This is a genomic window from Antarctobacter sp. (genome assembly GCF_965277915.1).
Taxonomy (GTDB): Bacteria; Pseudomonadota; Alphaproteobacteria; order Rhodobacterales; family Rhodobacteraceae; genus Antarctobacter.
Genome location: NZ_OZ255849.1, coordinates 3,411,934 through 3,431,383, shown reverse-complemented (window position 1 = coordinate 3,431,383; position 19,450 = coordinate 3,411,934). Strand labels below are relative to the sequence as shown.

The 19,450-nt window shown below is 65.5% G+C and carries 20 protein-coding genes; 4 read left to right on the top strand and 16 right to left on the bottom strand.

The genetic code is table 11. The annotated features are described in order from the left end of the window. Positions 1-42: 42 nt before the first annotated feature. From ACQY5B_RS17605 to ACQY5B_RS17590, 4 genes are all read right to left on the bottom strand, one after another. Positions 43-1,029 carry an ABC transporter substrate-binding protein gene (locus tag ACQY5B_RS17605; RefSeq protein WP_305968881.1) on the bottom strand — a complete coding sequence of 329 codons (987 nt, stop codon included), beginning with the start codon at positions 1,027-1,029 and terminating at the stop codon, positions 43-45. Positions 1,030-1,082: 53 nt separating this feature from the next. Continuing rightward, positions 1,083-1,934, bottom strand: coding sequence for an ABC transporter permease (locus ACQY5B_RS17600; protein ID WP_420328218.1), 852 nt, complete (start codon positions 1,932-1,934; stop codon positions 1,083-1,085). Then, the gene (locus ACQY5B_RS17595; RefSeq protein ID WP_420328619.1) at positions 1,931-2,851 is read right to left on the bottom strand and encodes an ABC transporter permease; all 921 of its coding nucleotides are present in this window, start codon (positions 2,849-2,851) and stop codon (positions 1,931-1,933) included. The genes ACQY5B_RS17600 and ACQY5B_RS17595 overlap by 4 nt, the downstream gene beginning before the upstream one ends. Before the next feature lie 150 nt (positions 2,852-3,001). Continuing rightward, positions 3,002-3,805, bottom strand: a complete 804-nt coding sequence (locus ACQY5B_RS17590; RefSeq protein ID WP_420328621.1) for an ABC transporter ATP-binding protein — start codon at positions 3,803-3,805, stop codon at positions 3,002-3,004. 97 nt (positions 3,806-3,902) lie between these two features. On the opposite strand from ACQY5B_RS17590, the gene ACQY5B_RS17585 reads away from it, so the two are divergent. After that, entirely contained in the window at positions 3,903-4,301 is a 399-nt protein-coding gene (locus ACQY5B_RS17585; protein WP_305968883.1) for a cupin domain-containing protein, read from the top strand. A gap of 11 nt (positions 4,302-4,312) precedes the next feature. On the opposite strand, the gene ACQY5B_RS17580 is transcribed toward ACQY5B_RS17585, so the two are convergent. The 4 genes from ACQY5B_RS17580 to ACQY5B_RS17565 all read right to left on the bottom strand — a co-directional run bounded on the left by ACQY5B_RS17580 (position 4,313) and on the right by ACQY5B_RS17565 (position 8,174). Then, positions 4,313-4,735, bottom strand: a complete 423-nt coding sequence (locus ACQY5B_RS17580; RefSeq protein ID WP_420328220.1) for a VOC family protein — start codon at positions 4,733-4,735, stop codon at positions 4,313-4,315. 107 nt (positions 4,736-4,842) lie between these two features. Next, complete coding sequence (hydA, locus tag ACQY5B_RS17575; RefSeq protein ID WP_420328221.1) at positions 4,843-6,300, bottom strand: dihydropyrimidinase; 1,458 nt, start codon at positions 6,298-6,300, stop codon at positions 4,843-4,845. Positions 6,301-6,304: 4 nt separating this feature from the next. After that, the gene (locus ACQY5B_RS17570; protein WP_420328222.1) at positions 6,305-6,889 is read right to left on the bottom strand and encodes a hypothetical protein; all 585 of its coding nucleotides are present in this window, start codon (positions 6,887-6,889) and stop codon (positions 6,305-6,307) included. 34 nt (positions 6,890-6,923) lie between these two features. Continuing rightward, a complete protein-coding gene (locus tag ACQY5B_RS17565) occupies positions 6,924-8,174 on the bottom strand; it encodes a Zn-dependent hydrolase (RefSeq protein ID WP_305968887.1) in 1,251 nt (416 codons plus the stop codon). 148 nt (positions 8,175-8,322) lie between these two features. Between ACQY5B_RS17565 and ACQY5B_RS17560 the strand changes: the two genes are divergently transcribed. Beyond that, positions 8,323-8,958 carry a TetR family transcriptional regulator C-terminal domain-containing protein gene (locus tag ACQY5B_RS17560; protein ID WP_420328224.1) on the top strand — a complete coding sequence of 212 codons (636 nt, stop codon included), beginning with the start codon at positions 8,323-8,325 and terminating at the stop codon, positions 8,956-8,958. Here ACQY5B_RS17560 and ACQY5B_RS17555 read toward each other — a convergent pair. From ACQY5B_RS17555 to ACQY5B_RS17540, 4 genes are all read right to left on the bottom strand, one after another. Beyond that, on the bottom strand, positions 8,955-9,257 hold the full coding sequence (locus tag ACQY5B_RS17555) for a hypothetical protein (RefSeq protein ID WP_420328225.1): 303 nt from the start codon (positions 9,255-9,257) through the stop codon (positions 8,955-8,957). The genes ACQY5B_RS17560 and ACQY5B_RS17555 overlap by 4 nt on opposite strands. A gap of 181 nt (positions 9,258-9,438) precedes the next feature. Next, positions 9,439-10,743 carry an NAD-dependent dihydropyrimidine dehydrogenase subunit PreA gene (preA, locus tag ACQY5B_RS17550; RefSeq protein WP_305968890.1) on the bottom strand — a complete coding sequence of 435 codons (1,305 nt, stop codon included), beginning with the start codon at positions 10,741-10,743 and terminating at the stop codon, positions 9,439-9,441. A gap of 38 nt (positions 10,744-10,781) precedes the next feature. Beyond that, positions 10,782-12,116 carry an NAD(P)-dependent oxidoreductase gene (locus ACQY5B_RS17545; protein WP_420328227.1) on the bottom strand — a complete coding sequence of 445 codons (1,335 nt, stop codon included), beginning with the start codon at positions 12,114-12,116 and terminating at the stop codon, positions 10,782-10,784. Between the two features lie 174 nt (positions 12,117-12,290). Then, positions 12,291-12,959 (bottom strand): OmpA family protein, encoded by a 669-nt coding sequence (locus tag ACQY5B_RS17540; protein WP_305968892.1) that lies wholly within the window; start codon positions 12,957-12,959, stop codon positions 12,291-12,293. A gap of 316 nt (positions 12,960-13,275) precedes the next feature. On the opposite strand from ACQY5B_RS17540, the gene ACQY5B_RS17535 reads away from it, so the two are divergent. Continuing rightward, positions 13,276-14,484 (top strand): trypsin-like serine peptidase, encoded by a 1,209-nt coding sequence (locus ACQY5B_RS17535; RefSeq protein ID WP_420328229.1) that lies wholly within the window; start codon positions 13,276-13,278, stop codon positions 14,482-14,484. Beyond that, on the top strand, positions 14,484-15,995 hold the full coding sequence (locus ACQY5B_RS17530) for an SH3 domain-containing protein (protein ID WP_420328230.1): 1,512 nt from the start codon (positions 14,484-14,486) through the stop codon (positions 15,993-15,995). Before ACQY5B_RS17535 ends, ACQY5B_RS17530 begins: the two co-directional genes overlap by 1 nt. Before the next feature lie 93 nt (positions 15,996-16,088). Here ACQY5B_RS17530 and ACQY5B_RS17525 read toward each other — a convergent pair whose 3' ends face one another. From ACQY5B_RS17525 to ACQY5B_RS17510, 4 genes are read right to left on the bottom strand one after another with little or no spacing between them, the layout of a single operon-like run. Further along, a complete protein-coding gene (locus ACQY5B_RS17525; RefSeq protein ID WP_420328231.1) occupies positions 16,089-16,778 on the bottom strand; it encodes an ABC transporter ATP-binding protein in 690 nt (229 codons plus the stop codon). Continuing rightward, on the bottom strand, positions 16,775-17,524 hold the full coding sequence (locus ACQY5B_RS17520; protein WP_420328232.1) for an ABC transporter ATP-binding protein: 750 nt from the start codon (positions 17,522-17,524) through the stop codon (positions 16,775-16,777). The genes ACQY5B_RS17525 and ACQY5B_RS17520 overlap by 4 nt, the downstream gene beginning before the upstream one ends. After that, on the bottom strand, positions 17,517-18,500 hold the full coding sequence (locus tag ACQY5B_RS17515; RefSeq protein ID WP_420328233.1) for a branched-chain amino acid ABC transporter permease: 984 nt from the start codon (positions 18,498-18,500) through the stop codon (positions 17,517-17,519). The genes ACQY5B_RS17520 and ACQY5B_RS17515 overlap by 8 nt, the downstream gene beginning before the upstream one ends. Then, positions 18,497-19,417, bottom strand: a complete 921-nt coding sequence (locus tag ACQY5B_RS17510; protein ID WP_420328235.1) for a branched-chain amino acid ABC transporter permease — start codon at positions 19,415-19,417, stop codon at positions 18,497-18,499. The genes ACQY5B_RS17515 and ACQY5B_RS17510 overlap by 4 nt, the downstream gene beginning before the upstream one ends. Positions 19,418-19,450: the final 33 nt, after the last annotated feature.

Sequence of the window (19,450 nt, the reverse complement as noted above, 5' to 3'; positions counted from 1 at the left end):
TTCCGCGGCTTTTCTCAATTCTCCAACTCCAGGGGCCGGGGCTCAGTCCAGCGCCGCGTCGGTGACCACATGGGTCCAAGCGCCTTCCGGCTCCTTGGTGATCACCGGGTCCGATCCGCCGGCCAGCAGCGTGTCCACGGTCCGCTGATAGTCTGCCGGGTCCAGCGCGCCGTTCGAGCCCGCCGTCAGCTTGGCGACCTCGCCCATCATGCGGATCTGGTGGCCCTCGGTCTGGGCGCCGGTCTCGTCATAGTCCAGCACGATCATTGCCGCGTCCTCGGGGTTCTCCTCGGCCCATTTCCAGCCTTTCATCGAGGCGGCCACGAAACGCGCCATCTTGTCCACGTACTCGGGATCTTCGAGGTTCTCCTCAAGGACGTAGAGCCCGTCCTCCAGCATCGCGACGCCCTGGTCCTCGTACTTGAAGGTGATCAGCTCTTCGGGCGACACGCCCGCGTCAATCACCTGCCAGTACTCGTTGTAGGTCATGGTGCTGATGCAATCCGCCTGGCGCTGCAGCAGCGGATCGACGTTGAAGCCCTGCTTCAGAACCTCGACCGACCCTTCGGCCTTGCCGTCGGTGGCGATGTCCAGCTGGCTCATCCAGGCGAGGAAGGGGAACTCGTTGCCGAAGAACCAGACGCCCAGCGTGCGGTTGTCCAGGTCGGCGGGTTCCGAGATCCCGGCATCCTTCCAGCAGGTCAGCATCATGCCCGAGGACTTGAAAGGCTGCGCGATATTGACCAGCGGCAGGCCGTTCTCGCGGGCCGAGAGCGCCGCCGGCATCCATTCCACGATCACGTCGGCGCCGCCGCCCGCGATCACCTGCGTCGGCGCGATGTCCGGCCCGCCGGGCAGGATCGTCACGTCCAGGTCGGCCTCGTCGTAATAGCCGTTTTCCAGCGCCACGTAATAGCCCGCGAACTGTGCCTGCGTGACCCATTTGAGCTGCAGCGTGACCTCGTCCGCCGCCAGCGCGGGGCTGGCCAGCCCCAGGGCCGCAACGGCGGCGATCCATGTCTGTTTCATCTTCAGTACCTCCTTGGTGCCTAGTGTCGTGTGGCCGGTTTTGTCCGGTCCGGTTATCGGCCGCCCCGGTGCGAGGCGTGCCAGAATGTCATGCGGCGTTCGGCCAGGGCCACCAGCCCGTAGAACAGCGTCCCCGAGAGCGCCGACACGAGGATGGCCGACCAGACCATGCCAAGGTCAAGCTGGCCGATGCTGGTCGAGATGCGAAAGCCCAGCCCCAGCGTCGGGCTGCCGAAGAACTCGGCAACGATGGCCCCGATCAGCGCCAGCGTCGAGCAGATCTTGAGCCCGTTGAAGACAAAGGGCAGGGCAGCGGGCAGGCGCAGCGTCCACAGCGTCTGCCCCCAGGTCGCGGCATAGGTCCGCATCAGGTCGCGCTGCATCGAGGTGGTCTCGGACAGGCCGGCGACCGTGTTCACCAGCATCGGGAAATAGACCATCAGAACGACCACCGCCGCCTTGGACTGCCAGCCAAAGCCGAACCACATGACCAGGATCGGCGCCGTTCCGACGATGGGCAGGGCCGCCATGAAGTTGCCCAGCGGCAAGAGCCCCCGGCGCAGATAGTCCGAACGATCCACCAGCAGCGCGGTCAGAAAGGCCGCGCCGCAGCCGATGATGTATCCCGACAGGGCGCCCTTCAGGATCGTCTGCACGAAATCGCCCCAGAGAAGGCCGAGGTTCTCGGCAAAGCTGGCGGCGATTTGCGAGGGCGGCGGCAGGATCACGGTCGAGACCTGCATGCCCCGCACGATCAGTTCCCACATGCCCAGGATGGTCAGGCCAAAGATCAACGGCACCGCAAGGCGCACCGCGCCCGTGTCCCGTGCCGGCCCGTTCGCCAGCATCACGTTCAGCCCGAAACCCACGGCCCAGAGCACAAGTGCGAAAATCACCAAGGTCATGGCATCATCCCCATCCGGCGCAGCGTGCGCCGTTCGATCGCGCCGATGGCCCAGACCAGCAGGGCCGCCAGCGCCGCCGCCACCAAGAGCGCGGCCCAGATCTGCGACGTCTGTCCGTAGTAGCTGCCCGCCAGCATCCGCGCGCCAAGCCCGCCTTTCTGCACCGGCAGTTCCCCGACGATGGCGCCGACGAGGCTCGCCGCTATGGCGATCTTGAGCGAGGCAAAGAGATAGGGGATCGACGAGGGCAGGCGCAGTTTCGTCAGCACAGAAGAGGTCGGCGCGTTATAGGTGCGCATCAGGTCCATCTGCATGGCGTCGGGGCTGCGCAGCCCCTTAACCATGCCGACGACCACCGGGAAAAAGGACAGATAGGCCGAGATCACCGCCTTGGGGATCAGCCCCTGCACCCCGATGGAATAGAGCACCACGATGATCATCGGCGCCAGCGCCACGATCGGGATGGTCTGGCTGACGATGGCCCAGGGCATGACGCTCATGTCCATGACGCGGGAATGCACGATCCCCACCGCCAGGCCCACGCCCAGCAGGGCGCCGATCAGGAACCCCAGGAAAGTGGCGTTCAGCGTCACCAGCGCGTGGTAGATCAGGCTGCGGTTCGACAGCGTCCCCGACCGCATGATCCCGCGCCGCCCGTTCAGCTCTTCGTCGATGGTCGAGTCGTACAGTTCCACCAGCACCTGGTGCGGCGCAGGCAGTTTCGGCCGGTCCGAGCTCCAGCTTTGCCCGAGGGCATGGGTGTTGCGAAAGACCAGTGCCCAGTTGCCCATGTCGCGCCTGTCCACCGCGGAGGGTGGAGAGACCTCGACGCCGGCGCGCTCCGCCGCTGTCAGCACTTCCTTGACGTTCATCGGCACGACGGCGACATACCAGATCGCCAGCACGGCCAGCACCATCCCCAGCACAGGCGGCAAACGCAGCCAGCGGGGCCAGCCTCCTACACTGGTTGCGGTCTTCGGATCACTTGCCTCAGCCATGCGTTCCCTCCCTGCACGGGGCGTGGTGGTCCCGGCTCAGGTCCGGGGCGGGGATGCGCCGCGTGACACTCATTCCTCGTACCCCGCGCGCAGCCCCTCGCGCACGCGATGCGCGATCTCGATGAATTCCGGCGTGTCGCGGATGTCCAGCGGGCGTTCCTTGGGCAGGGGGCTTTCGATCACGTCGGTGATCCGGCCCGGGCGCGGGCTCATCACCACGATATGCGTCGAAAGGTAGACCGCCTCGGGGATCGAGTGGGTCACGAAGCCGATGGTCTTTTCGGTCTTGTCCCAGAGCTTCAGCAGTTCCTCGTTCAGCCGGTCACGCACGATTTCATCGAGGGCGCCAAAGGGTTCGTCCATCAAGAGGATGTCCGCGTCAAAGGCCAGCGCCCTTGCAATAGACGCACGTTGCTGCATCCCTCCGGACAGTTGCCAGGGGAATTTCTTTTCAAAACCCGACAACTCCACAAGCTCCAGCACCCGTGCCACGCGCTCGGCCTGTTCGGCCCTGGAATAGCCCATGATCTCCAGCGGCAGCGCCACGTTGCGCCCGATGGTGCGCCAGGGATACAGGCCCGCCGCCTGGAAGACATAACCATAGGCCCGTGCCCGGCGCGCCTCGTCCGGGGTCATGCCATTCACCGTCAGGCTGCCGCCGGTGGGATGTTCCAGCGCCGCGATGCAACGCAGGAAGGTCGTCTTGCCACAGCCCGAGGGGCCGATGAAGCTGACGAAACTGCCCTTTGCGATGTCCAGGCTGACGTCCTTCAGTGCATGCACCGGCCCGTCATTCGTCTGAAAGGTCAGGTCGAGGTGGTCGGCCCGGATGACGGGCGCGGCGGTGGCGGTTCCCGCCTCCGGCCAGTTCATGATTTCTTCATCGCTCAACACGCGTGATCCTTGTTTGGCGAAGCGGCGGGGCCGCTGTAGGCTGGACTTTCAGGATGTTGGATACCGGGGCTCTACCATGACCGACTGCAAAAAGCTGCGCCCGGGGGGCACATATGACGGCAAGCAGGGCTTTTCCTATTTCGAGGGTATCGCGAAAGAGACCGTCGGCGCGCAGGGGCTTTGCATGCACCTGCTGACCGTTCCGCCGGGCGGACGGGCCAGGGCGCATAAACATGCGACCCATGAAACCGCGATCTACGTCATTTCCGGCAGGGCGAAAATGTACTGGGGCGAGCGGCTGGAACATTGCATGGAGACGGGGCCGGGCGACATGATCTACATACCGGCGGACATGCCGCATCTGCCCCTGAATGACGGCGACGAACCCGCCGTCGCGGTGATCGCCCGCACCGACCCTCATGAACAGGAATCCGTGGTCCTGCTGCCCGAACTGGAGGCATTGGTTCCGGCCTGACGCGGTCACGTTCATTCCGGCATCTCCCAAAGCGCCGGGTCGGCGAATTCCACGCTGTTGCCCGCCGGATCGCGGACATAGACGGATCGCGGCCCATGCGGCCAGTTGAAATCGCTCTCGATGGCGATGCCGTTATCCGTCAACAGCGACACCATCGCGTCAAGCTCTGACCCCGGAACGGCGAAACACAAGTGCCCCGGCCCCCGCGCCCCATGCGGCGGCACGGGCAGGGCGTCCGGTTTCGGCGGTTCCTCGGTGGCCTCGGCGATGAAGGCCAGCACGACCGATGTTCCGCAGCGAAAGAAGACGTGCCGCCCCTCGACCCGGATGAACTTTTCCAGTCCCAGGATGCCGCCGTAGAACCCCTCGGCGGCGTCGAGGTCATCGACGTAGATGGCGGCTTCGAGGACGCCGGAGAGGGTAGGGGCGGTCATGGCGCCCCCAATGCGTCACGATCCGGGCGCCGCGCCGCCAGGCGCTTCGAAGGCGCCAGGACACCCGTGCGAACGGGTGTCCCCCCTGTTCCGCCTCGCACCAAGCCTTACACCCCGCTCGCCGGGATGCCCGTGCGTTTCACCGGGCGCGGCGCGGTCAGTTCCTTCCACTTCGACAGGGCCTTGTTGGTCGGCGTGCCCGGTGTCCGCTTGACGAACTCACCATGCCCCTCGCGCGACCGCAGCTCGCCGTCGTGCACCGCCACATGGCCCCGCGTCAGGGTGAACCGCGGCAGGCCCTTGACCTGCTTGCCCTCGAAGACGTTGTAATCGATCGAAGACACCTGGCTGGCGGCGGTGATGGTCTTTTCCTTCTCCGGGTCCCAGACCACGATATCCGCGTCCGACCCCACCCGGATCGCCCCCTTGCGCGGGTAGCAGTTCAGGATCTTGGCGATATTGGTCGAGGTCATGGCGACGAATTCCTCGGGCGTCAGCCGCCCGGTGCCCACCCCATGCGTCCAGAGCATCGGCATCCGGTCCTCAAGTCCGCCGGTGCCATTGGGGATCTTGGTGAAATCTCCCACGCCATAGCGTTTCTGATCGGTGGTGAAGGCGCAGTGATCCGTCGCCACGACCGAGAGAGAGCCGGACATCAGCCCGTTCCACAGGCTTTCCTGGTGTTTCTGGTTGCGGAACGGGGGCGACATGACGCGCCGCGCCGCATGGTCCCAGTCCTTGTTGAAATACTCGCTTTCGTCCAGCGTCAGGTGCTGGATCAGCGGCTCGCCCCAGACACGTTTGCCCTGCTGGCGCGCGCGCCGGATCGCCTCGTGTGCCTCTTCGCAGGAGACATGCACGATATACAGGGGAACGCCCGCCATGTCGGCGATCATGATCGCGCGGTTGGCCGCCTCGCCCTCGACCTGCGGCGGGCGCGAATAGGCGTGCGCCTCCGGCCCGGTGTTGCCCTCGGCAAGCAGTTTTTGCGACAGGTCCGCCACCACGTCGCCGTTCTCGGCATGGACAAGCGCGATCCCGCCCAGCTCGCCGACACGCTGGAAGCTGGCGAACATCTCGTCGTCCTGCACCATCAGCGCGCCCTTGTAGGCCATGAAGTGCTTGAAGGTGGTGATGCCGCGATCCTCGACCACCGTCTTCATCTCGTTGAAGATCTGTTCCCCCCACCAGGTCACCGCCATGTGGTAGGAATAGTCGCAATGGGCGCGACCGGCCTTGTTGTCCCACATCTGCAACGCATCCAGCAGACCCTGACCATCGGGCGAGGGCAGGGCGAAATCCACCACCATCGTCGTCCCGCCCGCCAGCGCCGCGCGGGTGCCGCTGTCGAAATCGTCCGAGGAATAGGTGCCCATGAAGGGCATCTCGAGGTGCGTATGCGGGTCGATCCCGCCCGGCATGACGTAACAGCCGGTGGCGTCGAGTTCCTCGTCGCCCTTCAGGTTCTCGCCGATCTCGGTGATGATGCCGTTCTCGACCAGCACGTCGCCCTTGTAGCTGAGATCCGCCGTGACGATGGTGCCGTTCTTGATGACTGTGGTCATTGGCTCAACTCCCCTTGCAGTCTTGAAACATTATGGTTGCAGTCGGGTTGTCCCCGGCGATCGATGCGTGAGTCACCAATACACTGCACTCTTGTCCGTCCGTTAGTGTCCAGGTTCCGGATTGGCCCTGTGGAAGAGACTTCATCTGGGTCCCCAGCGTGGTGTCGATCCGGTTCTGGTTTACGACGACAAAGACCGCCGTCACACCAGTTTCGCAGTTCACCCTGACGTTGTCTTGCGGCGTTATGGTGTCGGCCTTGCCGTTCGGCAGGCAACCGGCATCGTCCACAAGGACCAGGTCGAATGGCAAAAGCCTGTCGATCTCGTCGTAGTCCCGTGCCGCGACAGCCGCGGAGAGGGAATCCAGCTTCTCCCGCGTGTCCTCGGTGTAGAGGGCCGTGACTGTCGGATCCACGATCACCTGGTTCAGCTTGCTCAGTGCATCTTCGGCAGAGGAAAGCCGGGCGCGACCGTCTACGACGCCTTCTTCGTAGCGGGCGCTGCCCGTCATGGCCTGACCCAATGCAAAACCCGCGGCAAGGCACCCGATCGCGGACGCAATGTTGCCGAAGGTCAGCAGCCGGGACATGACGCAACCTCTGTCGGGGTCTGCACCGCAGCTGTCACTCCACGATCTCCGCCGTCTCGACCACCGCGTGGAACAGCACGTCCGCCCCGGCCTTGGCCCAGTCCTTGCTGATCTCCTCGGCCTCGTTGTGTGACAGCCCGTCGACGCAGGGGCACATCACCATGGCCGTCGGCGCCACCCGGTTGATCCAGCAGGCGTCATGCCCGGCGCCGGAGATGATGTTCATATGGCTGTACCCCAGCCGCTCCGCCGCGCCCCGGATCGCCGAGACACAGCCCTCGTCAAAGGCCACCGGGTCGAACCCGCCGACCTTCTCGAATGCCACCTCAAGGCCCATGTGCTTGCAGATTTCCTCTGCCGCCGCTTTCAGCCGCGCCTCCATGTCCTTGATCACCGCCAGTTCGGGCGAGCGGAAATCGACGGTGAAGACCGCCTTGCCCGGGATCACGTTGCGCGAGTTCGGGTAGACGTCGATATGGCCCGCCGCGCCCACCGCGTGCGGCGCATGGCTCAGCGCGATTTCCTCGACCTTCTCGAGGATGCGCGCCATGGCAAGGCCCGCGTTCTTGCGCATCGGCATCGGGGTCGAGCCGGTGTGCGCGTCCTTGCCCGTCACCGTCACCTGCGTCCACGACAGACCCTGGCCATGGGTGACAACGCCCACGTCGATGCCCTCGGCCTCGAGGATCGGCCCCTGTTCGATGTGCAGCTCAAAGAAGGCATGCATCTTGCGCGCGCCCACTTCCTCGTCGCCTTTCCAGCCGATCCGCACCAGTTCGTCGCCAAAGGACTTGCCCTCGGCATCCTCGCGCGCATAGGCCCAGTCCTGCTCATGCACCCCGGCAAAGACGCCCGAGGACAGCATGGCCGGGGCAAAGCGCGTGCCTTCCTCGTTGGTCCAGTTGGTCACGACGATTGGGTGTTTGGTCTTGATGTCCAGGTCGTTCAGGGTCCGGATCAGTTCCAGCCCGCCCAGCACGCCCAGCACGCCGTCGTACTTGCCGCCCGTCGGCTGGGTGTCGAGGTGAGAGCCCACATAGACCGGCAGCGCGTCCGGGTCGGTCCCCTCGCGCCGGGCGAACATGTTGCCCATCGTGTCCAGCCCCATCGTGCAGCCGGCCTCTTCGCACCAGCGCTGGAACAGGGCGCGCCCCTCGGCATCCGCGTCGGTCAGGGTCTGGCGGTTGTTGCCGCCCGCGACGCCGGGGCCGATCTTGGCCATCTCCATCAGGCTGTCCCACAGCCGGTCGGCATTGATGGTCATGTTTGCAGCAGGTGCGGCCATGTCGTATCTCCCGTGAAATTCCCCGTCTCTCGCGGGTGTTCCGATTTGACCAACCGGTCAAATCAACGCTACCAGAGGGATGGAGTCAGTCAAGCGTCCTGCCGTCAAATCCGGCAGATGCTGGTAAAAAGGGCAGGGGCGCGTGGCCATGATCGGAAAATCGGCATCGGGGAAAAACGGAAAGGCCGCGCCTCAGACACGCATCCAGAAGGCCAAGCGCGAGGCGATCCTCGAGGCCGGTCTGACGGTCTTTTCCGAGGCCGGGTTCCGCGGCGCCACGCTGGATCGAATCGCCAGCGAGGCGGGCCTGTCGAAACCCAACCTGCTTTACTACTACCCTTCCAAGGAGGCGATCTACGAGGCGCTCCTGCGCGGGCTGCTGGAAACCTGGCTGGACCCGTTGCAGGCCATCGACCCAAAGGGAGAGCCGGTCGAGGAACTGCTTGGCTACGTCCGCCGGAAATTGCAGATGTCGCGGGATTTTCCCCGCGAAAGCCGGCTCTTCGCCAACGAGATCGTGCAAGGCGCACCGCGTATCATGCCCGTGCTCGAGGGCGAGTTGCGGGGCATGGTCGACAATCTGTCGACGGTGATCGACGGCTGGATCGCCGAGGGACGGCTGGCGCCGGTCGACCCGCGCCACCTGATGTTCTCTGTCTGGTCGCTGACCCAGCATTACGCGGATTTCGACGTGCAGGTGCGCGCCGTGCTGAACGCGGATGATCCCTTTCCGGGGGCCGAAACGCATCTCGACGTGCTGTTCCGGCGCCTGCTGACGCCCTAGCGGTCGTCGCGCTCGGGCCTGCGGCGCGCCCAGGTCAGGTAGCGGTCCGTCAGCTGGTGTTCGCAGACCTTGAACACCAGCCAGCAGAACAGCGACAGCGCCCCCCAGATCGCCAGTTCGCCCACCTGCCACAGCGCGCCGTGGCGGATCGCTTCCCATCCGAACTTCTTGAGAAAGGCGAGGCTGGCCATGGCCTGTGAAAACAGGTTCACGGTTACGAAGGCAAAGGTCACTGCCGCCCCGCCGGCCAGCAGGAACACGGCAAACCCCGGCCAGCGGGTGAGATTGAACAGCGCCATGATCCGCCTCCCATGCGCAGAATGGCAAGCCGCGTGGCGCCGGGCAAGCCCCCGGCGCGACCGGCCCCCGGATGTGCAAAGCGCCGGAACGGCCATCCCGCCCCGGCGCTTCCCTTGCTTCCTTGTCACATGCCCCGACGGGGGCCGTGCCGCAGGCGATGGGGGCAGGGCCCCTCCCGCCTCACTCTGCCGCTTTGGCCATCGGGTTGTTCGGATGCGTGGTCCAGTTGGCATAGTCGTCCGACACGGTCTTGCCGGTGCGCGGGTCGGTGCTGCCGGCTTCCATCCGTTCCATCGTGATGCAATCCTCGACGGGGCAGACGTCGATGCACAGATTGCAGGCCACGCATTCCGCATCGTTGACCTCGAAGACCCGGCCTTCCTTCATCCAGATCGCCTGGTGGCTGGTGTCCTCGCAGGCGGCATAGCAGCGGCCGCACTTGATGCAGGCGTCCTGGTCGATCTTGGCCTTGGTGACATAGTTCAGGTTCAGATACTGCCAGTCGGTGACATTGGGCACCGCCTTGCCGATGAATTCGGAGGTCGAGCGATAGCCCTTCTCGTCCATCCACTGGCTCAGCCCGCGCTTCATCTCCTCGACGATCTTGAAGCCATAGGTCATCGCCGCCGTGCAGACCTGCACGTTGCCGCAGCCCAGCACCATGAACTCGGCCGCGTCGCGCCAGGTCGTCACGCCGCCGATGCCGCTGATCGGCAGGCCGTGGGTGTCGGCATTGCGGGCGATCTCCGAGACCATCGACAGGGCGATGGGTTTGACTGCCGGGCCGCAATAGCCGCCGTGGCTGCCCTTGCCGTCGATGGTCGGTTCGGGCGCGAAATTGTCGAGATCGACCGAGGTGATCGAATTGATCGTGTTGATCAGGCTCACCGCGTCGGCGCCGCCGTTCTTCGCCGCCGTGGCGGGTTTGCGGATGTCGGTGATATTGGGCGTCAGCTTCACGATCACCGGCTTGTCGTAGTACTGCTTGCACCAGCGGGTGACCATCTCGATGTATTCCGGCACCTGGCCCACGGCGCTGCCCATGCCGCGTTCGGACATGCCGTGCGGACAGCCGAAGTTCAGCTCGATCCCGTCACAGCCGGTCTCCGCCACGCGCGGCAGGATCGCCTTCCAGCTGGCCTCGTCGCAGGGCACCATGATCGAGGCGATCAGCGCGCGATCGGGGTAGTCCGCCTTGACCCGCGCCATTTCCTCGAGATTGGTTTCCAGGGGCCGGTCGGTGATCAACTCGATGTTGTTGATGCCCAGCACGCGCCGGTCGGCGCCGTGGATCACGCCATAGCGCGGCCCGTTCACATTGACCACGGGCGGTCCTTCGGCGCCCAGGGTCTTCCAGACGACACCGCCCCAGCCCGCCTCAAAGGCGCGGCGGACGTTGTATTCCTTGTCGGTCGGCGGCGCCGAGGCCAGCCAGAAGGGGTTGGGCGAGGTGATGCCCAGGAAGTCGGTTGTCAGATCAGCCATGTCTCGTCTCCCGTTGGGGGTGAGGCGTCGGGCGGGGTTTACCCTGCCGTCGCCATCAGCGTCGCGTGAATGTCCTCTGCGGCGTCGCGGCCCTCGGCCACGGCGACCACGGTCAGGTCCTCGCCGGGCGTGCAGTCGCCCCCGGCCCAGACCCCCGCGACAGAGGTGCGGCCTGTCTCCGTCACCTTGAGCTTGCGGCCGTCCAGGTCCAGCCCCTCGACCGGCGCCAGGGTCTGGCCGATGGCCCGGAACACCTGGTCGGCAGGCAGGCGCATGGTTTCGCCCGTGCCCCGCAGCTTGCCGTCCACCAGTGCGGTGTATTCCAGCTCGATCTCGCGCACCGCGCCGTTGCCGTGCATGGCCACCGGCATCACGTTGAACATCAGCCGCACGCCCTTTGACGCCGCCAGATCCTGTTCAAAGCCGCTGGCCGGCATCTCTTCCCGCGACCGGCGATAGGCCAGCGTCACGTTCTCGGCGCCCAGCAGTTTCGACTGCACGGCGGCGTCCACGGCGGTCATGCCGCCGCCGATCACCACCACGTTGCGGCCCACCGGCAGGGCGGCCAGATCCTCGCTTTGCCGCAGGTCGGCGATAAAACGCACGGCGTCCTCGACCCCGGCCTTTTCGCCCCCCTCGAGTTCCAGCAGGTTCACCCCGGCCAGGCCGACCCCCAGGAACACCGCGTCGAAGTTCTCGCGCAGGCCGTCCAGGGTCACCTCGACCCCCAGCGTGCTGCCGTATTCGATGGTGATCCCGCCGATGCCCATCAGCCAGTCGACCTCGCGCGCCGCAAAGCCGTCCACCGTCTTGTAGGCGGCGATGCCGTATTCGTTCAGCCCGCCGGGGCGGGGGCGCGCCTCGTAGATCGTGACGGCATGGCCCTTCATCGCCAGGCGATGCGCACAGGCCAGACCCGCCGGGCCGGCGCCGACCACTGCCACGCGCTTGCCGGTTTCGGCCGCGCGGTCAAAGGGATGGCCCTGCCGCGCCATCAGCGCATCGGTGGAATAGCGTTGCAGGCGCCCGATCTCGACCGGCTTGCCCTCGGCGGTCTCGCGCACGCAGGCCTCTTCGCAAAGCGTTTCGGTCGGGCAGACCCGGGCGCACATGCCGCCCAGGATGTTCTGTTCAAAGATCGTCTTCGCCGCCGCTTCCGGCTGGCCGGTGGCGATCTGCCGGATGAACAGCGGGATGTCGATCTCGGTCGGGCAGGCGGTCACGCAGGGCGCATCGTGGCAGAAATAGCAGCGGTCCGCTGCCACCGCCGCCTCGTGCGGGTCGTAAGGCGCGTGAAGATCCTCGAAGTTCCGAGCCAACTGATCCTGGCTGAGGCGCCCGGACTGGATGCCGGGGGTCTGCGGGCTGGTCATGGCCTCTCCCTGTTTTCATGTTCTTGTGGAATCAGCCTGCCACAGGTCGGAATTTTATCAAACGGTAAAATTCTGTCGGGGCCAAAAACCGGCCCCATTTGCCGGTCTTTGCCCATGCGCGCAGCAAAAAGGGGGCTGATGGGCCCCCTTGTCGTCGGCAAACTGTCCGGCTGGTCAGGCGCCGGGCACCAGGACCAGCTGCACGCGCCGGTTTTCGGCCGCGTCGGGACGGCGGGTGTTCTTGAGATAGTCAAACCCCACGCCCACTGCCTCGATCTGGCCGGTGCCCAGGCTCATGGTGCCTTGCACGAAGCGCGCGACCGAATTCGCGCGGCGCTGTGACAGCGCCTTGTTGTATTCTGCACTGCCCACCGCGTCCGTATGGCCGATGAAGATCAGCTTGCTGTCCTTCAGCCGCGGATCGCTGAGCGCATTGGCCAGGGTCGACAGTTTCGCCATCGCCTGCGGGGTCAGCGCGTCCGATCCATAGTCAAACAGCACTTCCAGGTCGATGGTCGGCAGCGGTTCGGGTTTCTTTGTGCGGTCTTCCACGGCGATGGTCCCGCCGATCCGGGCCTGCGTCTCCGAGGCGGGCGGCTTGGGCTGGCGCTTGACCACGCCCAGGTTGACCACGTCGTCCAGCGTGAACTTTGACCCGCCGCTGAATTCGGAGTTCTCGCAGGCAGAAGGGTCGACAAGGCAATCGCGCATCTCGGCGGCGTCGGCATCGGGCTTGGGCGCATCACCCAGCGAAAAACTGTCCAGCGTCACGGTCGACTGGGCGAGGGCCGCGGAGGGAAGGACCAGCGCGGCGGCAAGAAGGGGAAACATTGTCTTGGTCATGGCAATATCCAGCGTTGGTCGAAAGGAAAGCACAGCGGGGCGCACGATTGCCCATTGTCGCCGGCGGTTCAAGGCGGTGGCCGCAACCCGGGCGTCAAAGCCGCGTCCCATTCTGCCGATGCGCGCAAGGGCCGGCGCGGGCCGGGCGCGACGGCCAATTGGCGGAAAGGAAAAGGAACGGTGCATCGTGGCCCCCTGAAAGTTATTGCGACAGGATAGACGAAATCGCTTTCGTTTTCACTTACCGCATTTTTTCCAAGCGCGCAGGTAGGGATTTGCTATGGTTGCCGCGGATTTGTCTGACCAGAGGATTGCCATGCCCCTCTTTGCCCGCCTCCCGGCCTTGGCCGCCACGCTTGTCGCCCTGCCTGCCGCGCTTTGCGCGGATGACGGTATCGTCAAGGAACTGGCCATCGAGGGCTACAACAACGAGGCGATCTACACCTACTCTCCAAGCGCGGATTTCCGGAAACTGGGCCGCGGCGTCGGCAAGTTGCAGATCCGGACAGACGCGGGCGAAAACCCCTGCACCGCCTTCCTGGTGGATGCCACCCATATCATGACCAACTACCATTGCATTCCCGGCGTGCTGGAAGACCCGCGCATCGGCGCCACCGAAATCACCTCGGTCACCTGGATCGCCGGTTTCGTCGAACCGGGCCGGGACGAGGAAACCGCCCGTTTCGCCGTCAACCCGGTCCCGGTCGAAAGCTCGGCGGAACTGGATTATTCCGTGCTCGAGGTGACGGGCGTGCCGATCGACCGCTTTCCGCCGCTGCCGCTCTCCTCGGCCCCGCCGGTCGAGGGGATGCCCTTCTGGATCATCGGCCACCCGATGGGCAAGTCCCAGCACATCAGCCGCGAAGGCTGCCGCGCCGCGCGCCCGCCGCTGGAAAAGGCGCCCGAATCCCAATCGGGCCAGCGGGTGCGCCATACCTGCGATACGCTGGGCGGCAATTCCGGCTCTCCGATCATCGACAGTTCCGCCCGCCAGGTGATCGCGCTGCACAATTCCGGCAACCGCAACGTGGGCATCAACTACGGCATCCCGATGGCCGAGATCATCGGCCAGTCGAAGGTTCTGAAACCGGGGCCCTTGCCCGCACCCAAACCCCAGCCGATGCTCATGTCGGCCTTTCCCGGCAGCCTCGGGGTGGGCGGGGAACTGTCCCTGGTGGCCGATATGCCATCGGACTGCACGCCGGCCTTCGTCGACATCTCGCCCAGCCTGCAACTGACACCGATCCCGCTGGAAATCTTCGAAAAAGTCGATCTTGGGCCCGGCCAGACCCGCTATCAGGTCACCCCCACCAGCCAATATGCTGTCGTCGTGCAGGAGCAGGACGAAAAAGGCGAACATCGCATCGGATACCTGTGCAGCAGCAGCGGTGTCAGCGACGCGGCAGAGCTGAAATCGGCGCTGCGGCTTGTGCTGGCGGACCTCAACAAGGGACAGCTTTCGGGCAAGGTCACACTCGATGGCGGCACCGTCGACTATGCCTTCAAGAGCTACGTGATCGAGTGATGGGCGTGATCCGCGCGGTCCTCGCCGCGGCGCTGGCCTTTGTTGGCGGCGTGGCCCAGGCGGCGGAGATTTCACTGCGCGATGACCTGCGCCCAAGGCTGGCCCAGCTCTGGCCGATCTACGGAGAGGACACCAATGCAGGCCGCAACAGCCCCGTCCTGTTGCCCGCCGGATCCGTGAACCATCCCTATTACGGCGGGCTTCGGATCATCTCCGTTTCCGGTGTGATCGAACCCGGCGATGCCGAACGGCTGGCCGCGCTGATCGGCCCCGAGGACTCGGTCACCTCCTTTGCCGTCGTCCTTGACAGCCCGGGCGGCAACTTTCTCGAAGGCGTGGCGATGGGCGAAACCCTGCGCCTGTACCGTCAGGGCAACGGCGATCCCGCGCTGAACGGTGTTGTCGTGCTGGCCGAAAGCGAATGCATGTCCGCCTGCGCCGTGGCCTTTGCGCTGGCGGCCCTGCCGCGCGATTCCGGCCGGTCGGTGCGCTATGTCGAACAGGGCGCGCGGCTGGGCTTTCACATGCCGTTTGTCCCGCTGGACCAGCAGGCCCGGCAGACGGAAATCGCCGCAGCGATGGACCTGACCTACCAGATCATGTCGGAGTACATCCAATTGATCGGCAACGGCATCGCGCCTTCGGCCTTGGTGCAGAACGCACTGCACTATCGCCGGCCGAATGATTTCTTCCTGCTGCGCGGCGGGTTGGTGACGCGCTTCATGGATTTTGTTCCCGTCGCCGGACCCAAGGGCGGCACGCCGCTTGCGCTGGCGGGGCTGACCCAGCGCGACGCGTTCAACATGTGCCAGTACCTGACTTACTCAAAGGGCCGGGACATGATCGCCGCCGGGTACGAGTTCTGGCCGGTCGAAATTGGCAGCGAGTTTCCCGATGACACACCGCTGCGGACCCTGTTCGACAGATACGGCGACCGCCGGCTGGCCAACGATGGATGCAGCATCGAGTGGCAAGAGGGCGACACATTGGGCATCACGCCCTTCGGCGACTGTGGCCGCCAATCCACTGGCGGCGGCTGGTGTGCCGCGCTGCGCGACGACTATGGCTACACCCAGCACGGCGACACCCTGCCACGCGCCACCGGCGCCCTGCTTGCGGACAGCCTCGGCTGTCACGGCGGGCAGCTGACCACACGCTACTACCGCTGGGACGCGGGCAACCGGTTCTTCGAAGAGGAAGACCCGGAGGCCTACAGTTGGGTCGGTGAGCTTTATGATGCGCCCGAGGCGCCGATCCTGCCGATGGACTGGTCCGGTGCGCGGCTAGGGTCCAACGTCAACATCCGCACCGCGCCCGGCGGCGACCGGCTTGCCCGCTGGTCCGAGGGAACGCCGGTCGATGTGCTAAATTGCGCCCTTTCGGCGGACGGGCAGGGGGTCTGGTACCAAGTCCGGAACGGCGGGCAGACCGGCTGGGCCAGCGCGCGCTACATCGACGTGCCGGCGCTGGCGGGATGGGATCTGATGATCCGCCCGGTCGGTTTCGAATAGGGCGCCACGAGGCGGGTTAACGAACCCTCACCGCTTTGTACAAAATGCCGGAATCGCCGTACGTTTTGTACAAAACGTACAAACGTCAGGGGCTCAGACGCCCAGGTAACGCTGCGCCAGATCGGCGCTCAGATCGTCCAGAACCCCGGTCCAGGCGGTGCGCCCCCTGTTCAGGATCACCGCCCGGTCGGACACCTGTGTCAGTTCCTTCAGGCTCTTGTCGATGATCAGGATGGCCATGCCTGTTTCGCGTTTGAGCTGTTCCACTGCGTCCCAGATTTCCTGCCGGATCAAGGGCGCCAGCCCCTCTGTCGCCTCGTCCAGGATCAACAGGCGCGGGTTCGTCATCAGCGCCCGCCCGATCGCCAGCATCTGCTGCTCACCCCCCGACAAAGAGCGCGCGACCTGCGTCTTGCGCTCGCTCAGGCGCGGAAACAAGGTGCCCACCTTGCCCATGTCCCAGGGGCCGGGGCGGGCGGCGGCGGTCAGGTTCTCCTGCACCGTCAGGTCCGCGAAACAGCGCCGCCCCTCGGGCACCAGCCCGATCCCCAGTCGCGCGGCGCGATGTGCCGGAAGGCGGCGCAAGTCCTTGCCGTCAAAGAAAATATGCCCCTCGGCGCGCAGCAGGCGGCAGATACATTTCACCGTTGTCGTCTTGCCCATGCCGTTGCGCCCCATCAGCGCAACGACCTCGCCCGAGGCGACCTGAAGGTCGACGCCGAACAGCGCCTGGCTGGCGCCATAGGTGGCTTTCAGCCCTTCGACCTGCAAGAGCGCGCTCATGTCTCCTCTCCCAGATAGGCGTCGCGCACGGCCTTGTCGCGGCGTATGTCGTCAACCGTGCCGCTGGCGATCACCCGGCCATAGACCAGCACGCTGACCCGGTCGGCGAGCGCAAAGACCGCGTCCATGTCATGCTCGACCAGCAGGATCGGTGCCTGTGCCCGCAGCCCGTCCAGAAAGTCGGTCAGCTGTGCCGATCCCTCGGTGCCCAGGCCCGCCATCGGCTCGTCCATGACAAAGGCGCGGGGGGCCAGCGTCAGCGCCACCGCCACCTCCAGTTTTCGCCGCTCTCCGTGCGACAGCTCTGCGGTGCGCATCGCCGCTTGCCCGGCCAGCCCGACCCGCTCCAGCGCGGCCTCGGCACGGTCGCGGATCGCCCGGTCGCGCAGCGCCGGGCGGAACATGCCAAAGGGGCGTCCCTGCGCACCAAGCGCCCCCAGCGCGACGTTCTGGAGAACCGTGTCCTCCATCGCCAACTGACTGATCTGAAAGGTTCTTGCCAGACCGGCGCGGGCGCGGGCCTGTACCGGCAGGCCGGTAACGTCACGGCCACCCAGCACCACCTGCCCGGCATCCGGGGCCAGCGCGCCGCTGATCTGCGCGATCAGCGTCGACTTTCCGGCCCCGTTCGGCCCGATGATGGCATGGATCTCTCCGGTGCGCAGCGAGATCGAGACATCATCCGTCGCCTGCAGCGCGCCGAAGGCCTTGCGCAGGCCCTTGGTTTCCAGAACCGCCTCAGCCATGCGCCCGCGCCTTTCCGGCGATCAGCCCGATGACACCGCCGCGTCCGAACAGCACGATGCCCAGCAACAGCAGGCCGAACCAGATGTGCCAGTAGTCCGACCAGCCGCCGATATAATGTTCCAGTACCACGAAGAGGCAGGCGCCGACGACCGGGCCAAACAGACGCGCGGTGCCGCCGATGATGATGAAGACGATGAACTCTCCGGACAGTTGCCAACTGAACATGGTGGGCGAGACAAATCGGTTGAGGTCCGCAAACAGCGCGCCCGCCAGCCCGGTGATCGCGCCCGAGATCGTGAAGGCCACAAGGCGCAGGCGGAACGGGTCCAGCCCAACGGCGCGCACCCTCTCGGGCACCTGTCGCGCCGCGTTGAGCGCGAGTCCGAAGCGTGAGCGTGCCAATGCGCCGTTGAACCCCAGCGCCAGCACCAGTGCCGCAAGGCAGAGGCCGTAGAACTGGATCGGCACCAGCGTGTTGAGGCCCGGGAAGCCATTGCGGACATAGATCGACATGCCGTCCTCGCCGCCGTAGGCCGACCAGGAGATGGCGAAATAGTAGAACATCTGTCCGAAGGCGAGCGTGATCATGATGAAGTAGACACCGCTGGTTCGCAGCGACAGCAGGCCGATGACCAGGGCCGCCAGTGCAGAGGCGACCACCGCGGCGAGCCAGATCAACGGCATCGACTTGGTGCCCTCTATCAGGAAAGGCGCCTCCATCAGCGGCATGTAGTTCTGCGCGTGAAAGGCGAGAATGCCCATCGCGTAGCCGCCGATCCCGAAAAACACCGCGTGCCCCAGGCTGACCAGTCCGCCGATCCCCAATGCCATGTTCAGCCCCACCGCCGCCAGCGACAGGATCACGGCGCGGGTGGCCAGAGTGATGGTAAAGGGCTCATCCGCCAAGTGCGCGTAAAGCGGCAGTGCGACGAGCCCCGCCAGGATGGCGAGGTTGAACAGGGTTTCGCGGGTCATGCGCGTGCTCCGAACAGGCCCGTCGGGCGCCAGATCAGGACAACCGCCATCAGGATGTAGATCGCCATCGAGGAGAGCGAGGCGCCGGTCTGCGTGGCGGCGGCGGGCGCCATGAACAGCTTGAACAGTTCCGGCAGGAAGACCGAGCCCAGCGTGTCCGTCAGCCCCACCAGCAGTGCGCCCACAAGTGCGCCCTTGATCGAGCCGATCCCGCCAATCACGATGGTGACAAAGGCCAGGATGAGAACCGGTTCGCCCATGCCCACCTGCACCGACTGGATTGCGCCCACCAGCGCGCCTGCAAGTCCCGCCAACGCCGCGCCGAGCGCAAAGATGAAGGTATAGAGCCGGTCGATATCGACTCCCAGCGCGGCAATCATCTCTCGGTCGTTCTCGCCCGCGCGGATCTGCACGCCGATCCGGGTGCGCGCGATCAGCCAGAAGAGGCCCACCGCCACGGCAAGACCCGCAAGGATCAGTGTCAGCCGATACAGCGGATACTGGATGCCGCCGGGCAGGGTCACGGGGCCGGATAGCGCTTCCGGCACGTCGAGGTAGAGCGGGAAGGAACCAAAGACCCAGCGCGTGCCTTCGGAAAAAATCAGGATCAGCGCGAAGGTGGCCAGCACCTGGTCAAGGTGGTCGCGGTCGTAGAGGCGCCGGATCACCACCAGTTCGATCAATGCCCCCGCCGCCGCCGCGCCCGCAAGCGCCGCCACCAGTCCCAGCGCGAAGGACCCGGTTGCGGCCGCCGCCGCGGCCGCGCAGAACGCGCCGACCATGTAGAGCGAGCCATGCGCCAGGTTGATCAGCCCCATGACGCCGAAGATCAGCGTCAGACCGGCCGCCATGAGGAAAAGCATGATGCCGGATTGCAGACCGTTCAGGATCTGCTCGAGGATCAGGGTGGTTGTCATGGGGAATGTCGTTGGGTCGGACGCCCCGGGACG